Source organism: Lactobacillus apis, assembly GCF_003150935.1.
In the GTDB taxonomy this organism is placed as follows: Bacteria; Bacillota; Bacilli; order Lactobacillales; family Lactobacillaceae; genus Lactobacillus; species Lactobacillus apis.
Window position 1 is genome coordinate 379,692 of the sequence record NZ_CP029476.1, and the last position, 16,574, is coordinate 396,265.

Annotated in this window: 19 protein-coding genes; 15 read left to right on the plus strand and 4 right to left on the minus strand. The window is 35.7% G+C overall.

What is annotated here, in order from left to right; all coding sequences use genetic code 11:
• Nucleotides 1-8: 8 nt before the first annotated feature.
• The 6 genes from DKL56_RS01930 to DKL56_RS01955 all read left to right on the plus strand — a co-directional run bounded on the left by DKL56_RS01930 (nt 9) and on the right by DKL56_RS01955 (nt 3,946).
• Nucleotides 9-794, plus strand: coding sequence for a PTS mannose/fructose/sorbose/N-acetylgalactosamine transporter subunit IIC (locus DKL56_RS01930; RefSeq protein WP_109715199.1), 786 nt, complete (start codon nt 9-11; stop codon nt 792-794).
• Nucleotides 784-1,620 (plus strand): PTS system mannose/fructose/sorbose family transporter subunit IID, encoded by an 837-nt coding sequence (locus DKL56_RS01935; RefSeq protein ID WP_109715200.1) that lies wholly within the window; start codon nt 784-786, stop codon nt 1,618-1,620. The genes DKL56_RS01930 and DKL56_RS01935 overlap by 11 nt, the downstream gene beginning before the upstream one ends.
• Nucleotides 1,621-1,640: 20 nt before the next feature.
• Nucleotides 1,641-2,645, plus strand: coding sequence for an SIS domain-containing protein (locus DKL56_RS01940; protein ID WP_109715201.1), 1,005 nt, complete (start codon nt 1,641-1,643; stop codon nt 2,643-2,645).
• 227 nt (nt 2,646-2,872) lie between these two features.
• Nucleotides 2,873-3,109 (plus strand): hypothetical protein, encoded by a 237-nt coding sequence (locus DKL56_RS01945; protein WP_109715202.1) that lies wholly within the window; start codon nt 2,873-2,875, stop codon nt 3,107-3,109.
• Nucleotides 3,110-3,236: 127 nt separating this feature from the next.
• Nucleotides 3,237-3,572, plus strand: coding sequence for a PTS sugar transporter subunit IIB (locus DKL56_RS01950; RefSeq protein ID WP_046306261.1), 336 nt, complete (start codon nt 3,237-3,239; stop codon nt 3,570-3,572).
• Between the two features lie 14 nt (nt 3,573-3,586).
• Complete coding sequence (locus DKL56_RS01955) at nt 3,587-3,946, plus strand: PTS lactose/cellobiose transporter subunit IIA (protein WP_109715203.1); 360 nt, start codon at nt 3,587-3,589, stop codon at nt 3,944-3,946.
• Between the two features lie 183 nt (nt 3,947-4,129).
• Here DKL56_RS01955 and DKL56_RS01960 read toward each other — a convergent pair whose 3' ends face one another.
• Nucleotides 4,130-5,575 (minus strand): 6-phospho-beta-glucosidase, encoded by a 1,446-nt coding sequence (locus DKL56_RS01960; RefSeq protein ID WP_109715204.1) that lies wholly within the window; start codon nt 5,573-5,575, stop codon nt 4,130-4,132.
• Between the two features lie 151 nt (nt 5,576-5,726).
• Here DKL56_RS01960 and DKL56_RS01965 point away from each other — a divergent pair, with 151 nt between their 5' ends.
• Together DKL56_RS01965 and celB are read left to right on the plus strand one after the other, a co-directional pair.
• Nucleotides 5,727-6,227, plus strand: coding sequence for a PTS cellobiose transporter subunit IIA (locus DKL56_RS01965; protein WP_109715205.1), 501 nt, complete (start codon nt 5,727-5,729; stop codon nt 6,225-6,227).
• 84 nt (nt 6,228-6,311) lie between these two features.
• Entirely contained in the window at nt 6,312-7,673 is a 1,362-nt protein-coding gene (celB, locus tag DKL56_RS01970; RefSeq protein ID WP_109715206.1) for a PTS cellobiose transporter subunit IIC, read from the plus strand.
• An 86-nt stretch (nt 7,674-7,759) separates the two neighbouring features.
• Here the strand turns inward: celB and DKL56_RS07900 are convergent, their stop codons facing one another.
• The gene (locus DKL56_RS07900) at nt 7,760-7,987 is read right to left on the minus strand and encodes a winged helix-turn-helix transcriptional regulator (RefSeq protein WP_338035264.1); all 228 of its coding nucleotides are present in this window, start codon (nt 7,985-7,987) and stop codon (nt 7,760-7,762) included.
• A 185-nt stretch (nt 7,988-8,172) separates the two neighbouring features.
• Here DKL56_RS07900 and DKL56_RS01980 point away from each other — a divergent pair, with 185 nt between their 5' ends.
• From DKL56_RS01980 to DKL56_RS02005, 6 genes are all read left to right on the plus strand, one after another.
• Nucleotides 8,173-8,790: a nitroreductase family protein gene (locus DKL56_RS01980; protein ID WP_109715207.1), complete on the plus strand. Its 618-nt coding sequence runs from the start codon at nt 8,173-8,175 to the stop codon at nt 8,788-8,790.
• Nucleotides 8,791-8,899: 109 nt separating this feature from the next.
• Nucleotides 8,900-9,484, plus strand: a complete 585-nt coding sequence (locus DKL56_RS01985) for a hypothetical protein (RefSeq protein WP_109715208.1) — start codon at nt 8,900-8,902, stop codon at nt 9,482-9,484.
• A gap of 105 nt (nt 9,485-9,589) precedes the next feature.
• The gene (locus DKL56_RS01990; protein WP_109715209.1) at nt 9,590-10,060 is read left to right on the plus strand and encodes a Dps family protein; all 471 of its coding nucleotides are present in this window, start codon (nt 9,590-9,592) and stop codon (nt 10,058-10,060) included.
• Between the two features lie 125 nt (nt 10,061-10,185).
• Nucleotides 10,186-10,881 (plus strand): ribose-5-phosphate isomerase RpiA, encoded by a 696-nt coding sequence (rpiA, locus tag DKL56_RS01995; protein ID WP_074425683.1) that lies wholly within the window; start codon nt 10,186-10,188, stop codon nt 10,879-10,881.
• Nucleotides 10,882-10,944: 63 nt separating this feature from the next.
• Nucleotides 10,945-11,865 carry a nucleoside hydrolase gene (locus DKL56_RS02000; protein ID WP_109715210.1) on the plus strand — a complete coding sequence of 307 codons (921 nt, stop codon included), beginning with the start codon at nt 10,945-10,947 and terminating at the stop codon, nt 11,863-11,865.
• 12 nt (nt 11,866-11,877) lie between these two features.
• Nucleotides 11,878-12,603, plus strand: a complete 726-nt coding sequence (locus DKL56_RS02005) for a GntR family transcriptional regulator (RefSeq protein WP_109715211.1) — start codon at nt 11,878-11,880, stop codon at nt 12,601-12,603.
• 60 nt (nt 12,604-12,663) lie between these two features.
• Here the strand turns inward: DKL56_RS02005 and DKL56_RS02010 are convergent, their stop codons facing one another.
• Entirely contained in the window at nt 12,664-13,041 is a 378-nt protein-coding gene (locus DKL56_RS02010) for a bacteriocin immunity protein (RefSeq protein ID WP_109715212.1), read from the minus strand.
• A 4-nt stretch (nt 13,042-13,045) separates the two neighbouring features.
• Nucleotides 13,046-13,810 (minus strand): DeoR/GlpR family DNA-binding transcription regulator, encoded by a 765-nt coding sequence (locus tag DKL56_RS02015; protein WP_074425679.1) that lies wholly within the window; start codon nt 13,808-13,810, stop codon nt 13,046-13,048.
• Between the two features lie 287 nt (nt 13,811-14,097).
• Here DKL56_RS02015 and DKL56_RS02020 point away from each other — a divergent pair, with 287 nt between their 5' ends.
• A complete protein-coding gene (locus DKL56_RS02020) occupies nt 14,098-16,500 on the plus strand; it encodes a phosphoketolase family protein (RefSeq protein ID WP_109715213.1) in 2,403 nt (800 codons plus the stop codon).
• The last annotated feature ends 74 nt before the right edge of the window (nt 16,501-16,574 follow it).

Genomic DNA, 16,574 nt, shown 5'->3' on the forward strand with positions numbered 1-16,574 from the left:
AAGAAAAAATGGCTTTACAAATTATTGGTATTTTTCTTGTTTCCTTAATTGCTAATATGCAAGATTTTCTTGGATCATCCTTTATTGGACGACCAATTGTTACTTGTTTATTTATTGGCTTAATTTTTGGGAATGTTCAACAAGGATTGATTATTGGAGCAACACTTGAATTAGCCTTTCTTGGTTTAATGGGTGTTGGAGCTACCGTCCCTCCTGATGAAATAATCGGAGGAATTTTGGCAACAGCTTTAGCATTAAAAAATGGTTATGGAGTCAGTGTGGCTCTTACGTTGGTTTTACCAATTGCAACCCTAGGGTTATTAATTAAAAATTTGCTTTATGTTGTTATCTTTCCTGCAATGGCACATAAAGCAGACAATTATGCAGACCAAGGGGAAGTGACTAAAGCAGGAAACATGCATATTTGGGCATCATTCACGAGAGTCATTATGATGGCACTGGTAACGACTGTTTCCTTTGCTCTTGGTAGCAACTTAGTTGGTGCATTCGTTAAACTGATTCCAAAGTTTTTAATCGATGGTATAACTGTTGCTACGCAAATTTTGCCAGCAGTTGGTTTTGCAATGTTAATTAACATGACTTTCTCTAAAAAAGTTGCACCATTCTTCTTTATTGGGTTTGTTTGTGCGGCATATTTGAAGCTAGATATGATTGCAGCATCAATTATTGGAGCTATTTTTGCGGGCATCATGTATCTAATTACTGAAGAAATTCATAACAGTAATGGCGGAAACTCAAATAGCGCTACGGAGGTGCAAGAAGATGACTTCTAATATTAAAGAGAATACTCAGGAAAAGAAACTCACCAAAAAAGACTTAAAAGGAATTTTTTGGCGTAGCATGCCAATGGAAGCATCATTTAATTATGAACGAATGATGAGTATGGGTTTTGCCTATACTATGACGGGAATTATTAATAAGCTTTACGACAAAAAAGAAGATAGAAAACAAGCAATTAAGCGGCATCTTGAATTTTTTAACTGTACTTCAGCCACATCACCATTTATTGCTGGTGTATTGGCCTCAATGGAAGAAAAAAATGCCAATGATCCAGAATTTGACCCAAGTTCAATTAATACAATGAAGACTGGATTAATGGGTCCACTTTCAGGGATTGGTGATTCGATTTTCTGGGGTAGTCTAAGAATTATTGCGAGTGGTATCGGTGTTTCTCTTGCTCAAAAAGGAAGCATTTTGGGACCAATCTTGTTCATTCTAATTTATAACATTCCAAATTTATTAGTTAGATATTATGGTACGATGTGGGGTTACAAGTTAGGAACAACATTTGTAGACAAGATGGCATCTGGCTTGATGAACTCAATTACGTATGCCATTAATATTTTGGGAAATACTGTTATTGGGGCTATGGTGGCTTCAATGGTTGTTATTAATATCCCAGTTCAACTTAGTGGTGGTAAAAATCCCGAGACAATTCAGTCATTGCTTAATTCAATTATGCCCGATTTAATGCCTTTAGCGATCACCTTTTTCATTGCTTGGTTACTAAAGAAAAAGCATGTCAAGATGATGTGGATTTTGCTAGCAATCTTAGCTATTAGTATTTTGGGCACATTCTTCGGTTTCTTAAAACCTTAATGAATTGAAAGGAAAAATAAATGTATTTCGATAAAAATGAGTTTTTAACTAATTATAATTCTGCTGTGAAGGAGCTTGATCATGTTGATGAAGTTTTGGCAAAATTAAGAAAAAAGAATATTAAAAATATTTTCTTTACTGGGTGTGGAGGTTCATATACCAAGTTTGTTAACTTACGCCCATTAATGTTTAAAAAATTACCTATTCCTTTTGTTGTTACTACACCTGAAGAATTATGTGACTTATATCATGATGATATAACCAATGATAGTTTGATTTTAGCTGGTACAAAAACCGGTGAAACGACAGAATTGGTTGAAGCAATTGAAAAAATCAGAAAGGATTTTCCTAAGGCAACAATTATTAGTTTTATCGGGGATGAAAATAGTACCTTAGAAAAAGAGAGTCTGATTGATGAGCGTATTAAATCGTTTGATACGGATGCAAATTTAATTGAATTAGGCTGGTTTTTAATTAACTTTGCACAAGAATCAGACAATAAAACAAATGAAAGTCAAAAACAACAGCTTAAAGAAATGGCACAAAATGTAGCCGAAGGGATAGAAGCACTTGTTCCTGCTGCCTTAGATCACGTCAATAATACTAATATTGATCAGATGCAAATGTGGGTTGGCTCAGGAAATGTTTGGGGAGAAGTTTGCTGCTTTGCAAATTACTTAATGGAAGAAATTCAGCACATTAAGGCACAAGCAATTAACTCAGGTGAGTTTTTCCATGGACCTTTTGAAATTATTGATAATAATCAAAGTGTTAGTGTGGTTGTTAACAGTAACTCAAATCGTCAAGAAGACATGCGTGTAGTAAACTTTGTTAAACAATTTGCTAAAAATCCTTTGATAATTGATATGAAGGCCTTTAAGCTAAATGAATTTGATAGTGACTTACAGGTATTTATTGAAGCTTATGCTTTAAACCACTACTTTGATACGCTCTTCAACATGTATTCAATTAAAACAGGCAGATCTGCTCAAACAAGACGCTACTACCGTTTGCTTGATTATTAAGTCTTAATCTTAATTTCAGAAAATGATTCAAAAGCCATATTTTGGTACTTGACCGAGATATGGCTTTTTTGCTAAAAATGAGCCATTGTTTGCTGGAAGTGCTATCATAAAAGTATAAAAGAAATTTAGTACCACTCCTTAGAAAAAGACAGTACAAGCCTAAGAACTTTCAATTACTAGTCTTTACTAAAGACAGAGATACTTACTTAGTTAAGGAGGATAGAATCATGCTTTTAACTTCTAGTTTGGCTACCCTATTAAAGGGCAATGTTACTGGCCGCTTAGTTGGAATTGTTTTAATTGTCTTAGGTGCAATTGAATTGCTCTTCAGCCTAAGATATAGCAAGGGAATAATTAAAAATGGTACTAACAATGGCTTTGCACCTGCTTCAATGGCCTTTTCGTTATTCTTTGGGTTGATTTTATTAGTTGTAGGGATTTGTGTTGCTGTTGCCACTTTTTAAGTAGTAAACCAATTTTTTATTAAAGACTAAAAGAGAATTAAATATTATCTTTTTGATAGTAAGCGCTAACCTAAAAGTGTTATAATGTAATTAAATTATGGATACATTTTAGGAGGAAATAATTATTATGGCAGAACAAACTATTATGCTGAATTGTAGTGCAGGAATGAGCACATCATTACTAGTAACAAAGATGCAACAAGCTGCTAAAGATCAAGGAATTGATGCAAATATTTTTGCTTGTCCAGCTTCAGAAGCTACTCAACATATTGAGCAGGATCATCCAGATTGTATTTTACTTGGGCCACAAATTCGTTACATGGAAAGTGATTTCAAGAACAAAGTACAAGGTCAAGGTAAAGATGGCAAAGACATTCCTTTTGCCGTAATTGATATGCGCGCTTATGGTATGATGGATGGCGTAAAAGTTTTACAACAAGCAGAAGATTTAATTAACGGTTAAAGCGGAGGAATACGATGGCAGAAAATATGACACCTGAACAAGAAGAACAAGCTACTTTAGAATCAGCAATGGGTTTAATTGCCAATGGTGGTAATGCAAAGAGTTTAGCTTTTGAAGCAATTCGTTTGGCTAAAACTGGTGACATTGAAGGTGCTAGAGCGAAGTTAAAGGAATCAGATGAGTCATTAAATGAAGCTCACAATTCTCAAACTGGTATGCTTACCAAGGAAGCTCAGGGAGGCCATACTAAAGTCACCTTGCTAGTAGTTCACTCACAAGACCATTTAATGAATGCAATTACTTTCAGAGATTTAGCCGGTGAAATGGTTGACTTGTACGAAAAATTGTATGAAAACGGTACTTTTAAAAAATAAGATAACCAAAAAGTAAAACTTTTATATCTTCTAAAAAGCCAGATAACCTTATTCAAAGGTTATCTGGCTTTTTGTTGTAATTAAGTAGCAATCAAGTTCTAAAAAATATTTTTCCTCTATTTCATAAGATACAAAAAGCGAAGTTATTAAGAACTTCGCTTTTTTGATTGATTTTTAAATTTACTAGTCTAGATCTTCACCATTTGAACTAATAACTTTTTTATACCAGTTAAAGGAATCTTTGCGTGAACGCTTCAATGTTCCTTCACCAGCATCATTTTTGTCAACATAGATAAAGCCGTAACGCTTGTCCATTTGTCCAGTTCCTGCTGAAACTAGGTCAATTGGTCCCCATGGAAGATAACCCATCAGGTCAACACCGTCAATTTCAACGGCTTTTTCCATTTCGGAAATATGCTTTCTCATGTAATCAACACGGTAATCATCATGAATTGAGCCATCTTCTTCAACTTTATCATATGCACCCAAGCCATTTTCAACAATGAATAGTGGGATGTGGTAACGATCAGTTAAGTGGTTTAATGCAATTCTAAGTCCCTCTGGGTCAATTTCCCAGCCCCAGTCACTACGTTCCAAAGTTGGATTCTTAGCGATTGCTTTTGATAAATCGTTTAATTTATCAGGTTTAACCTTTTCGGCCGATACAGTAGTTGTCTGGTAGTAGCTGAAGCCAACGTAATCAACTGTACCTTCTTTCAAAACAACACGATCTTCATCAGTGATGTCTGGACGGTAACCATTACGAGTAATGTATGCTTCAACTTCTTTTGGATATTCACCGAAAACATGAACATCTGAGAACCAGTCACGTCTTTGCTCAAACTTGTCAGCTAATAATACATCATCTGATGAAGGAGTTAGTGGACGAACTGGTGAGTAATTAATCATACAGCCAATTTGGAAATCAGGATTAATCTTATGTCCGATTTTGACAGCTAAGGCTGAAGCAACCAGTTCATAATGAGCTGCTTGGTACATTGCTGCTTCTTTTTCTTGATCAGTCATACCATCAAGGATAAGTCCTGAGTTAGTGGCCATTAAGAAGTTTTCATTATAAGCTGCTTGATTATCAATTTCGTTAAAAGTCATCCAGTACTTAACACTGTCTTTGTAGCGGTTAAAGCAAACTGTTGCAAAGCGTACAAAGTAATCAATCAACTTACGGTTAGTAAAGCCGTGATATTTCTTTACTAAATTGTATGGGATTTCAAAGTGAGAAAGGGTGATAACTGGCTCGATGCCATAGTGATGGCAAGTAGCAAATAAATCATCATAAAACTTCAAACCTGCTTCATTTGGTTTTTCGTCATCACCGTTTGGAAAAATTCTTGTCCAAGCAATTGAAGTTCTGAAGGCTTTAAAGCCCATTTCAGCCATTAGCTTAATATCTTCTTCGTAGTGGTGATAAAAATCAATGGCACTGTGGTTAGGATAGTTTTTACCTGGAATTACTCCATCTGTAATTTCACGAGGCTTAGTGGCTGAACCAACAGTCATAACGTCGGCAACTGACATACCTTTGCCGTCAACGTCCCAAGCACCTTCTAATTGATGAGCAGCAACAGCGCCGCCCCATAAAAAGCCATCTGGCATTTTTGCTGAGTACATTTGAATCTCCTTTTTAATATTTTTACTGATAGCGCTTAACAAATATATTTTAAACAAATAAGATAATCCAATCAAGTTATTATAAGGGAATCAATTTTATTTTTTAGCGGTATAATAATACAGAATATATTGCATAGTTAAGGAGAAAATAATGTCAGATAATTCACAACCAAAAACGGTTGAGCAAAAGAGGCGCGCAGATAGCATTAAATATCTCTATTTTAGTCGGTATTTAATGCTACGGTATAGTGTAGTTATATTCTTATTCGTGAATTTATTTTGGTTTTTAATCCTAATTCAGTATCGGACATGGATTGGTATTGTGTTATCAGGGCTAGTAACGCTTTTTTCGGCTGCAGCTGGAATTGAGCAGCTAACCAAGATGCATAATCGCAAACCTGACGTTCCAGTGACACGTTACTATTTTTGGACACAAATTGGTTTAAATTTGATTTTAGCAATATGTTTATTTATACCAATGAGAATACAATTTTTTCCATTTGTTACCAATTCAGATTCGCTCTATCTGATGCTCGCTTTTTTATTTGCTGAGATAATTCTTGCCTACATTTGCGAAAGAAGAATCCACAATATTATAATAGGTAAGGATAAGTACAAAAAACTTATTGAAACATACAAAAAAGCAAAATGAGTATTTATTTTATTCATGAAAAGGCTTACAATAGTATTAACTTAGTTAGGATACAAACTAAGAATAGAGGGGAGTTATATTATTATGGCAGAAACAACAAAAAAACCATTGAAGGATCGGTTTGCTGAGATTGCCGGCAAATTTGCTGCTACAAGATTTGTTCGGGCAATCATGGACGCTGGATACAGTGTTATCTCGTTTTCAATTGTTGGTGCATTTTTCTTAATCTTGACGGTGTTACCGCAAGTTATTCGTGTTGATGGCTTTATTAGCTTTTATGCTAATACAATTGGGCGTTTTACTGACTTATTTCAGTCTGTTTATAATGCGACAATGGGTATTATTGCATTAGTTTTCTCAGGAACCTTTGCATTTTCATATACAAAAATTTATCGTGATGAAGAGCAAATCAATTTGGTTCCAATGAACGGATTAATGATGTTCTTAATGGGCTTTTTCATCACCGTTGCTCAATTAGTCTGGAAAGATGGAAGAATGCAATTTTTGCAATCTATCACCAAGACTAAGATGATAGTTGGTGGTTATCAAGCATCAACAGCAGGTATATACAGAATAGGTGCTGTTGGTATCTTTGTTGGTTTGGTAATAGCTTGGCTAACGGTTCAAATTTACCGCTATACCGTTAAGCATAACTGGCAAATCAAGATGCCAGATTCAGTTCCAGCAGGAGTCGCAAACTCTTTTAGTGCTTTGATTCCAGCATTTTGTGTAGCTGTTGTAGTTGCTGCAATTAATGGTGCTTTAGTCTTGGCCGGCACTGACATGTTCAATTTGCTGTTTATTCCATTCTCATTCATTAGCAATATTGCAGACACATGGTGGGGCTTCTTGATTATTGTCTTCTTAATTCACTTCTTATGGTGGTTTGGAATCCATGGCGCGACTATTATTAGCTCATTTACGACTCCAATCGTTTTAGCTAATATGGCTGACAATGCTCAAAGAGGTGGACAACACTTCTTTGCAGGAGACCCAACAAACTCATTTATTACTATTGGTGGTTCGGGAGCAATGCTTGGTGTTGCAATTTGGTTAGTTCTTCGGGCTAGATCTACTCAATTGAAAGAACTTGGTAAGGTTGAAATAGTGCCAGCTATCTTCAATATCAATGAACCGTTAATTTTTGGTTTGCCAATTGTTTACAATATTAATTTGATGATTCCATTTATCTGTGCGCCACTTGCTTCAGGAATTGTGGCTTACCTTGGAATTGCATCCCACTTGGTACCTGTAATTAGAGTTCAACAACCTTGGCCAACACCTGTTGGTCTGGGCGGCTTTATTGCAACAACTAGTTGGCAAGGTGGGGTCCTTTCAATTGTCTGTGCGATAGTTGCTTTCCTTGTTTGGTACCCATTCATTAAACACTATGATAATGTCTTACTAAAACAAGAAAAAGAAGGAGCTACTGCTACCGCTGAATAAAATTAATATTAACTAATAGAAACACTCTATTTAATGAAATAGAGTGTTTTTTGTGTGTAAAGATATATCAAAAAGTCCAAAGTCTATTAAAGATTATTTTCACCCCAATCATTCATAGTCTCCATTATCTTAATAAAACTCTTTCCTTGTTTGGTAAGGTAATATTCCACATGTGGTGGTACGGAATGAAAGTCTTTTCTTAATACGAAACCGTCTTGAGTAAGTTCTTTTAGACATCTATTGAGCATTACATTAGTGATTCCGTTAGTATCTCGTTGTAATTGATTAAATCTAATTCCTTCATTCTGATGAATTCGTCAGATTATCAAAAATTTCCATTTTCCACCTAACTGACTCATTACTTTGGAAATGCCACAACTGGTCTGTGAAACTTGATTCATTAGTATTCCTCCATTTACAGTAACAAAAAGATTAGTACTTGCTTATTTTTTACTGTAGTTTAAAGTTACTATATCAAAGAATATAAGGAGAATAAACTATGAAGAAAGATTTTATTGATTTTTTAGCTGAGAGAAAATCAATTAGAAAATTTGATACTAGTCATCGTATTTCAAAGCAGGAAATAGAAGAAATACTGTCTTTGGCGGCAACAGCGCCGTCAGGAAATAACACACAGCCTTGGAAGGTTGTTACAGTTATGAACAAGGAAGTACAAAAACAATTGGTACCCCTATCTTTTAATCAAAGTCAGATTGAAGATGCAGCAGCAATATTTATCGTTTTTGGGGATCCACTTGAATATGATGTGGATCATTTAGCAGATTATAAAGCGCGTAATGAGCATTTATCTCCTGAAGAAATAGAAAAATTCAAAGAAAAAATGACGAAATTTTATGAGATGTCCCCAATCGAAAAAGGCCCAGAAGCGCTTAAATTAGATTGTGGCTTATTCTCAATGAACTTATTATCCGCCATTCGTGCATATGGCTATGATGGCGCCCCAATGAGAGGTGTAAACTTTGCTGGAATTAAGCAGCTTTTATCTATTCCTGATGATTGGCTGCCAATATTAATTATTCCATTTGGGAAAGCAAATGAGCCTGGAAGGCCAAAGGTTCGCAAGCCTGTTGCTGAGTTTACTAGGTTTATAATTTAATTGCCTTGAAGAACATATCGGGATTATTTTAAAAAAGTTGCTATACTGCTTTAACTTTCTATTAAAAGGGACTAGAATACTGGTAAATTAATAGAAGGGAGCGATTTATATGATCACTTTTGGTAAAAAGATGAATTACTGGCCATTGTTTTTCTCAATTTTTTGGGCACTTTTTGTATTTCCATTTGCATTAATTCTTTTCCAGACAACTGGTGTTAATGCAGTTATTTGGTCTTTAGGTGTTTCAGTGGCAGTTTTTCTATTTGTTTCAGGCATTTATTACCCAACAGCACTTCAATATGATTACAGTTATTATGAAATTTCTGCTAACCAAATTAGATACTATGACTTTAGTACTCGGCTGAAAAAGTTTGAGATGATTTTTTTAGGACCTAATACCCCAATGAAGAGCTTAAACATGGATGAAGTTGAAGATGCAAAAACTTTTGGTGAAAGTGGTGTAGAAAAGCTACCTTCTGTTGCTTTGTTTGATCCAATTATTTCTTTACCGTTCCTGACAAAAGTTTCTGTTATTAAAAACCCTTATGGAATTGAATTGGAACTTGATGGTGGGCAAAAGGAATATATTTCATCTGCTCGTGATAAGGTTTATGACAAGCAAACTTGTACTGCTAAGACTAAGGCAGCACTGGATTTGATTCAAAAGAGCATCTATGGCAGGCAATTAGCTTAATATTTTTGCTTTAGCACGATTTACAATCAATATTTTAGTATTAACAAGGTGCACTCGATATAATAAAGGTGTAACAAATTTATTAGATTTGGGAGGCACTTTTATATGAAATATCCAAAGACTAAAGAAGTTTTAAATCAATTAGTTGCTGATTTGACACAATTACACATGATTGTTCATCAACATCATTGGTATATGCGTGGCAACCGTTTTTTGAAATTGCACCCATATTTAGATAAGGTAATGGATGAATTAGCTGATCAACTGGATGAAGTTTCTGAACGTTTAATCACATTAGACGGTTCGCCAGTATCTACTTTGAGTGAGATCGCAGCAAAAACAAATATTAAGGATGAAAAAGGAAACTGGGATGAAACAATTGATGAGCGCTACGCTAAAATCATCGAAGGCTACCACTACCTTGAAAATCTTTATCGTGAGGGAATAAAGGTTAGTGATGAAGAAGGCGACTATGCGACAAATGATTTACTAACAGGTTTCCTTGCTGATGTTGAAAAACGGATTTGGATGATGTCAGGAGAAATAAATAAGGCACCTGAAATTGATCCAGAATAAAAATCAGTTTTAAAAGGCAGTTTTTGTTAACTGCCTTTTTTGTTGTCTTCTTTTAAAATTATTTTTGCTATAATGAAATTAACTTACTCAATGACAAATAGTTGATGAAAAGAAAGCAAAAAACAATGGATAAGCAGGAACAGGACAAATTAAAGCAAAAAGCAGCCGAAAAGGCAGCTAGTTTAGTAGAAAATGGAATGAAATTAGGCGTTGGAACAGGTTCGACTGTTGCCTTTTTGATTGAAGAGCTTGGAAAACGTAAGGACCAAGAAGGTCTAAACATAGCCACAGTAGTGACAACTTCCAGTAGAAGCAAGAAACAATTGGAGAGCTGTGGTTTTAAAGTTAGTGAACTGGCTGAAGTTGACCATCTTGACTTAACAATTGATGGGGCTGACCGATTTGCAAGTAATTTCGATGGAATTAAGGGTGGCGGTGGTGCACTGACACTAGAAAAAAACGTTGCCGTTAATTCGGAAAGAAACATGTGGATTGTGGATGAATCAAAACTTGTTGATCAATTGGGTGATTTTCCATTACCTGTCGAAGTTTTGCCAATTTCTTGCGAGCAGAATTTCCGTTTGTTTAAAGAAGATGGCTTGAAGCCACAATGGCGTATGAATGGCGAAAAGCGCTTTGTTACTCATTATGGTAACTACATCATTGACTTGAATATTGATCCAATTCCAGACCCATACGGTTTAGCGGATTACCTAGATAAAGTTGTTGGTGTAGTTGAAAACGGGCTTTTCCTTGAGGTGTGTGATGAAGTGATTATTGCGCATTCAAACGGCCAAATTGAAGATCGAAAAAAGCAGTAAATGTAGTAAAATTCTGCATATTATGCATGATGAATTGCGTTCGCTTTAAAGAAGAGGATTTTAATGACTAAAAAACCATTAATTATCAGTACTGATCCTGGTATTGACGATGTTGCAGCAATTATAATTGCTCTGTTTTCAGATATGCTTGATGTTAAGCTAATTGCCGCAACTTGGGGCAATGTGCCACTTAAAAAAACATTGACTAATACATTGAAATTAGAGGCTTTTTTGAATACGAATGTGCCTGTAGTTTCAGGCGCTTCATGTCCACTTCTGAGACAACAAATTGATGCTTCAGATGTTCATGGTAAAAGCGGCTTAGGTGGCTATGAATTTCCTGAACCGGATATGTCGCTATTAAAAACTGGGATAGCGGCAGATGCCATTCATGAGGTAGTTGCAAATAGCAGTGAAAAAGTAACTTTAATGCAAATTGGGCCAGCAACTGATTTTGCCTTGTATTTCAGACAATACCCAGAGGATTTAGCTAATATTGAGCAGCTGGTAATAATGGGTGGCGCAATAGGTCGCGGCAATTGGAGTCCGTATAGTGAGTACAATGTTGCTGGTGATCCTGAAGCAGCACAGATTGTTTTTTCTAGTGGATTGAAAATTTTGCTTGCACCGCTAGAACTAGGGCATCAAGCTTTTATTACACCTGATACGCTAAAGCAAATTAAAACGTTGAATCAGACAGGGGAAATGTTATATCAAATCTTGACTGATCTGCATGATGAAACAGAAGGTGATGGGCGTGAAATATACGATGCCCTTGCAGCTGGAATGTTAATCAAGCCAGAAATGTACACCTTTAAGTCTGCATATGTTGCAGTTGACACCAAAAGCATGTACTCTTATGGAGCTTCACTAATTGATTTTGACGATTTTTATCATCAGCCTGCTAATGCAGAAGTCGGTGTGAAAGTTGATCGTCAAGCTTTTGAAGACTGGTTTATTAGTGCAATTAAAAAGGCAAAGTAATTGAGGTAACAAATGGCAGATTTCGTTTATCGCACAGTAATGCACGATATAAAACAAAATATATTGGATAACAAATATGAAGGGATGCGTCTACCGGACGAGCGAAGTCTTGCTGAACATTATCAGGTTAGTCGTTCTTCAATGAAACGAGCAATGGAGCTTCTATCTCAGCAAGGAATTGTTTTTAAAAAAAGGGGAAGTGGGACTTTCATTAATCCTTTATATTTAAAGAACCAATCCTTATTTCGCTATGAGGGCTCTAATTTAGGGTTAACCGATAGTCTAAAAGTCCCTGGCAAAAAGCAGAGCATTAAATTACTAGACTATAATGTCATCAAAGCTCCAGAGGCAATCAGGCAAGACCTGTTTTTAAATGAAGATGATTTTGTTTATGAGTTTAAGAGATTAAGATTTCTTGATGAACAACCATTTTTAATTGAGACAGGCTACCTTCCGATTAAAATTGTTCCTGAATTAAAGCCTGAACATTTGAAAAAATCTCTGTTTAATTACTTAGAGGATTCTCAAAATAAGGTTGTTACTAAAGCCTTTCTCAATATTACAGTTGAACCTTCAAGTAATGAGGATCAAGAGAAACTAAAGTTAAAAGAAACAGAACCTGTTGGAGTAATTGAGGGTATCTTCTTTTTGGATGATGGTACACCATTTGAGGTATCAACGATGCGTATTCATTACCAATACATGAAGTTCAACACGTTCGTAAATTTAAATAAATAGAAAAAGAGCTGAGCAGTTGCTTAGCTCTTTTTGGGATACATTCTATTTAAAAGAAGGAAATTAAATATTACTAAGTTTAAATTGGCTTATGTCCGTGATGGGACTAGTGTAAACAAAATTTAAACTTATCTGTTTGGTTTTGTTACTTAAACTATGTAGGAGCTTTTGCTGAAAATTGGATAAGTGCAGATGATTAAGCGCAGTGTTAGCCTGAATATACAGCACTAATTTGCCGGTATATTGTAGCGGATGATCATTTGACTCGAATTTTCGCATAACTAGTCCGATTGCATCTCGAATTGGCCGATATTTTGCAATATTTAATTCGTTATAAATACTATTAAAAAAACTACGATAAAATTGATCTAATTCTTTGTATGTTTCATTAATCAGCTTTTTTTCTTTTGGAGATGAAGCACCGATTAAGTGAACACTCATTACATCACTTCCTTAGTACAGAAATAATTTGTGTTTTAGGCGCAAATTTTTCTTTTAGTTCTTGGGGTAACGGATCATCAGTAATAAGTACATCGATCTGACTCAAGGGGATTGACATAAACGGAGAAGTATTTTGACTGTTGAACTTATAATTTTCTGCGATTACCACAACTTGTTTTGCCCTCGAAGCAGCGACACGAGTTAATTCTGCATCACTCATCTTTGTGAGATAAGCACCATCTTCTTTGACGTTTGATGTGCCAAAAAATGCTGTATTAAAGCTCATTCGCTTTAAAGTATCAATCGATGTGACTGAATAATTAAAGCGATGTTCTTTGTCGATTTTTCCACCTAAAAGACGAACATCAGGGAGTCTTGATTGCATCAATTCCAGGGAATTATCAATTGAATTTGTCACAATCTGCAAATCCATACCACAAATTAATTCGCATAGCTTTTTCAGCGTAGTTGAAGCACCAATAAAATCGTATTGATTTGGATGAACAAAGCGGAGCGCCATCTGTGCCATTTTCGTTTTAATAGGGGAGTCGATGTGATTCCTGGTAATGAAATTAGGTACGTTGTCGTGACTGTTAGCCAGTAACCCACCGTGAACTCGAATCGCCTGACCTGTGGAAGTTAATCTAAGAACATCTCGCCGGGCTGTATCAAATGAAACATTAAAGTAGTCAGCTAAATCTTTTGTAACTAAGTGATGTTTTTGTTCTAATAATTTTTTTATTTCGCGAATTCGTTCTTCTTGAGTCATAATATTTCTCCTAAAAATAATCTAGCATTTTTTATTTTTTAAAGAATCAAATAGTCAGTATTTCATATTGGATTTTATGTGTTTGTTTGTGTTTAACTAAAATTATACTGAAGTTTAAAGTTAAAAAGACTGGTAAATCAATATTTTTAAAAAAGGAATTTGCTTAAATGCTTATTTCAAAAATTGGAACGAACCAATTTTTAAAATGGTTGATATTGAATACAAAATTGGTATAATAACCGTATAAAGAAAGTTTAAGTAAATAATTTCTAAATAGGAGAAATAATATGGCAGTAGATTATGATTCAAAGGAATTTTTAAAGAGCGTAGATGCCCATTGGCGTGCAGCTAACTATTTGTCAGTTGGTCAACTCTTTTTGATGGACAACCCACTTTTAAAGCATGACCTTAAAGCAAGTGAAGTTAAGCCTAAACCAATCGGACACTGGGGAACAATCTCACCACAAAACTTTATTTATGCACATTTAAACCGTGTCATTAAGAAGTATGGCTTGGATATGTTTTATATCGAAGGCTCCGGTCACGGTGGTCAAGTAATGGTTTCTAACTCATATCTTGACGGTTCATACAGTGAGCTTTACCCAGAAATTCAACAAGATGAAAAGGGAATGGCTAAGTTGTTCAAGCGCTTCAGTTTTCCTGGTGGTTCTGCTTCTCACGCTGCTCCTGAAACTCCAGGTTCAATGCATGAAGGTGGCGAGCTTGGCTACTCACTTTCTCATGGTACGGGTGCAATTTTAGACAATCCTGATGTGATTGCAGCAGTTGAAATCGGTGATGGTGAAGCTGAAACTGGCCCCTTGGCTGCAAGTTGGTTTAGTGACAAGTTCATTAACCCAATCAAAGATGGTGCTGTACTACCAATTTTACAAATCAACGGTTTTAAAATTTCTAACCCAACCATCGTTTCAAGAATGTCAGATGAAGAACTAACCAAGTACTTTGAAGGTATGGGTTGGCATCCTTACATTATTTCTGCATATAATGGTGGTGAATTTGACGGCTATAAAGATCACATGCAAGTTCACGAAGAAATGGCAAAATTAATGGATACTGTAATTGAAGAAATTAAAGCCATTCAAAAGAATGCTCGTGAAAATAATGATGAGACTTTACCACATTGGCCAATGATTATCTTCCGCGTTCCAAAGGGATGGACAGGACCTACAACTGATCTTGAGGGTAATCCTATTGAAAACTCATTTAGAGCACACCAAATTCCAATTCCTGTTGCTCAAGATGACATGGAACATAAAGATATGTTGGTTGATTGGCTTGAAAGCTATAAACCAGCAGAATTGTTTGATGAAAATGGTGTACCAACTGAATTGGTAACTGCTGATAATGTTACTGGTGATAGCAGAATGGCAGTCAACCCAATTACAAATGGTGGTGGCGACAAAGCTAAGCGCCTCAACCTTCCAGATTATCGTAAATATGCCTTAGAGTTTGATCAACCTGGTTCAGTTGAAGCAGAAGATATGACTGAATGGGCAAAATATTTGAATGAAATTGCAGAACTTAACCCAGACAATTTCCGTGGCTTTGGACCTGATGAAACCAAATCAAATCGTTTGTTCAAATTTATTGATGAGCAAAAGCGTCAATGGGAAGGTTCAGTTCATACACCAAACGATGAGAACTTGGCACCAAGTGGTCGTTTAATTGATTCTCAATTATCCGAGCACCAAGACGAAGGTTGGCTTGAAGGCTACGTTTTATCTGGTCGTCATGGTTTCTTTGCAACTTACGAATCATTTGGACGTGTTGTTGACTCGATGTTAACCCAGCACATGAAGTGGTTAAGAAAAGCCAAGGAACAATATTGGCGTAAGGATTACCCATCTTTGAACTTTGTTGCAACTTCAACTGTTTTCCAACAAGATCACAATGGTTATACTCACCAAGATCCAGGTATTTTAACTCACTTATATGAAAAGAATCGTCCAGATTTGATTCACGAGTACTTACCAGCTGATACGAACTCTTTATTAGCAGTATCTCAAAAAGCATTTACTGATCGTGAATGTATCAACGTTTTGGTTACTTCTAAGCAAGAACGTCCACAATGGTTCTCAATCGATGAAGCAACTCAGATTGCTAACCATGGTTTATCATATATTGATTGGGCTTCAACTGATCAAAATGCTAAGCCTGATGTTGTCTTTGCTTCAACTGAAACTGAGCCAACTATGGAGTCTTTAGCTGCTATTGACATTTTGCATAAGAATTTCCCAGAAATGAAAATTCGTTACATTAACGTCATTGATGTAATGAAGTTAATGAATACAACAGATAATCCAGAAGCAATTTCCGACAAGGAATTTGAAGAATTATTTCCTACTGATGTGCCAGTAATTTTTGCATGGCACGGCTACAAGGCAATGATGCAATCAATCTGGTTTGGTCGTAATCGTAGCAATGTTCATATTCACTGCTATGAAGAAGAAGGCGACATTACTACTCCATTTGACATGAGAGTTGTTAATGAACTTGATCGTTTCCATTTAGCAAAGGATGCAGTCTTGAGTATGCCAGAATACGCTGAAAAGAGCGCAGGCTTTGTTGCAGAAATGGATCGCTTATTAGCTAAGCACCACCAATACATTCGTGACAATGGTAAAGATATGCCAGAAGTAACAGAATGGAAATGGACAGGCTTAAAATAAATTAAGTGTACATCTCATTTTACTTATAAATAAAAAACGTGATTCCACTCGGAACCACGTTTTTTGCTTTGAAA

Bases quoted from the DNA above. Each gene is read 5' to 3' on its own strand.
- DKL56_RS01990 (WP_109715209.1), top strand. From the start codon at position 9,590: ATGAAATATCCAAAGACTAAAGAAGTTTTAAATCAATTAGTTGCTGAT.
- DKL56_RS02000 (WP_109715210.1), top strand. From the start codon at position 10,945: ATGACTAAAAAACCATTAATTATCAGTACTGATCCTGGTATTGACGAT.
- DKL56_RS01935 (WP_109715200.1), top strand. From the start codon at position 784: ATGACTTCTAATATTAAAGAGAATACTCAGGAAAAGAAACTCACCAAA.
- DKL56_RS01965 (WP_109715205.1), top strand. From the start codon at position 5,727: ATGTCAGATAATTCACAACCAAAAACGGTTGAGCAAAAGAGGCGCGCA.
- DKL56_RS01940 (WP_109715201.1), top strand. From the start codon at position 1,641: ATGTATTTCGATAAAAATGAGTTTTTAACTAATTATAATTCTGCTGTG.
- DKL56_RS01945 (WP_109715202.1), top strand. From the start codon at position 2,873: ATGCTTTTAACTTCTAGTTTGGCTACCCTATTAAAGGGCAATGTTACT.
- DKL56_RS02010 (WP_109715212.1), bottom strand. From the start codon at position 13,041: ATGAGTGTTCACTTAATCGGTGCTTCATCTCCAAAAGAAAAAAAGCTG.
- DKL56_RS02015 (WP_074425679.1), bottom strand. From the start codon at position 13,810: ATGACTCAAGAAGAACGAATTCGCGAAATAAAAAAATTATTAGAACAA.
- DKL56_RS01985 (WP_109715208.1), top strand. From the start codon at position 8,900: ATGATCACTTTTGGTAAAAAGATGAATTACTGGCCATTGTTTTTCTCA.
- DKL56_RS02020 (WP_109715213.1), top strand. From the start codon at position 14,098: ATGGCAGTAGATTATGATTCAAAGGAATTTTTAAAGAGCGTAGATGCC.
- DKL56_RS01930 (WP_109715199.1), top strand. From the start codon at position 9: ATGGCTTTACAAATTATTGGTATTTTTCTTGTTTCCTTAATTGCTAAT.
- rpiA (WP_074425683.1), top strand. From the start codon at position 10,186: ATGGATAAGCAGGAACAGGACAAATTAAAGCAAAAAGCAGCCGAAAAG.
- DKL56_RS01980 (WP_109715207.1), top strand. From the start codon at position 8,173: ATGAAGAAAGATTTTATTGATTTTTTAGCTGAGAGAAAATCAATTAGA.
- DKL56_RS01960 (WP_109715204.1), bottom strand. From the start codon at position 5,575: ATGTACTCAGCAAAAATGCCAGATGGCTTTTTATGGGGCGGCGCTGTT.
- DKL56_RS01950 (WP_046306261.1), top strand. From the start codon at position 3,237: ATGGCAGAACAAACTATTATGCTGAATTGTAGTGCAGGAATGAGCACA.
- DKL56_RS01955 (WP_109715203.1), top strand. From the start codon at position 3,587: ATGGCAGAAAATATGACACCTGAACAAGAAGAACAAGCTACTTTAGAA.
- celB (WP_109715206.1), top strand. From the start codon at position 6,312: ATGGCAGAAACAACAAAAAAACCATTGAAGGATCGGTTTGCTGAGATT.
- DKL56_RS02005 (WP_109715211.1), top strand. From the start codon at position 11,878: ATGGCAGATTTCGTTTATCGCACAGTAATGCACGATATAAAACAAAAT.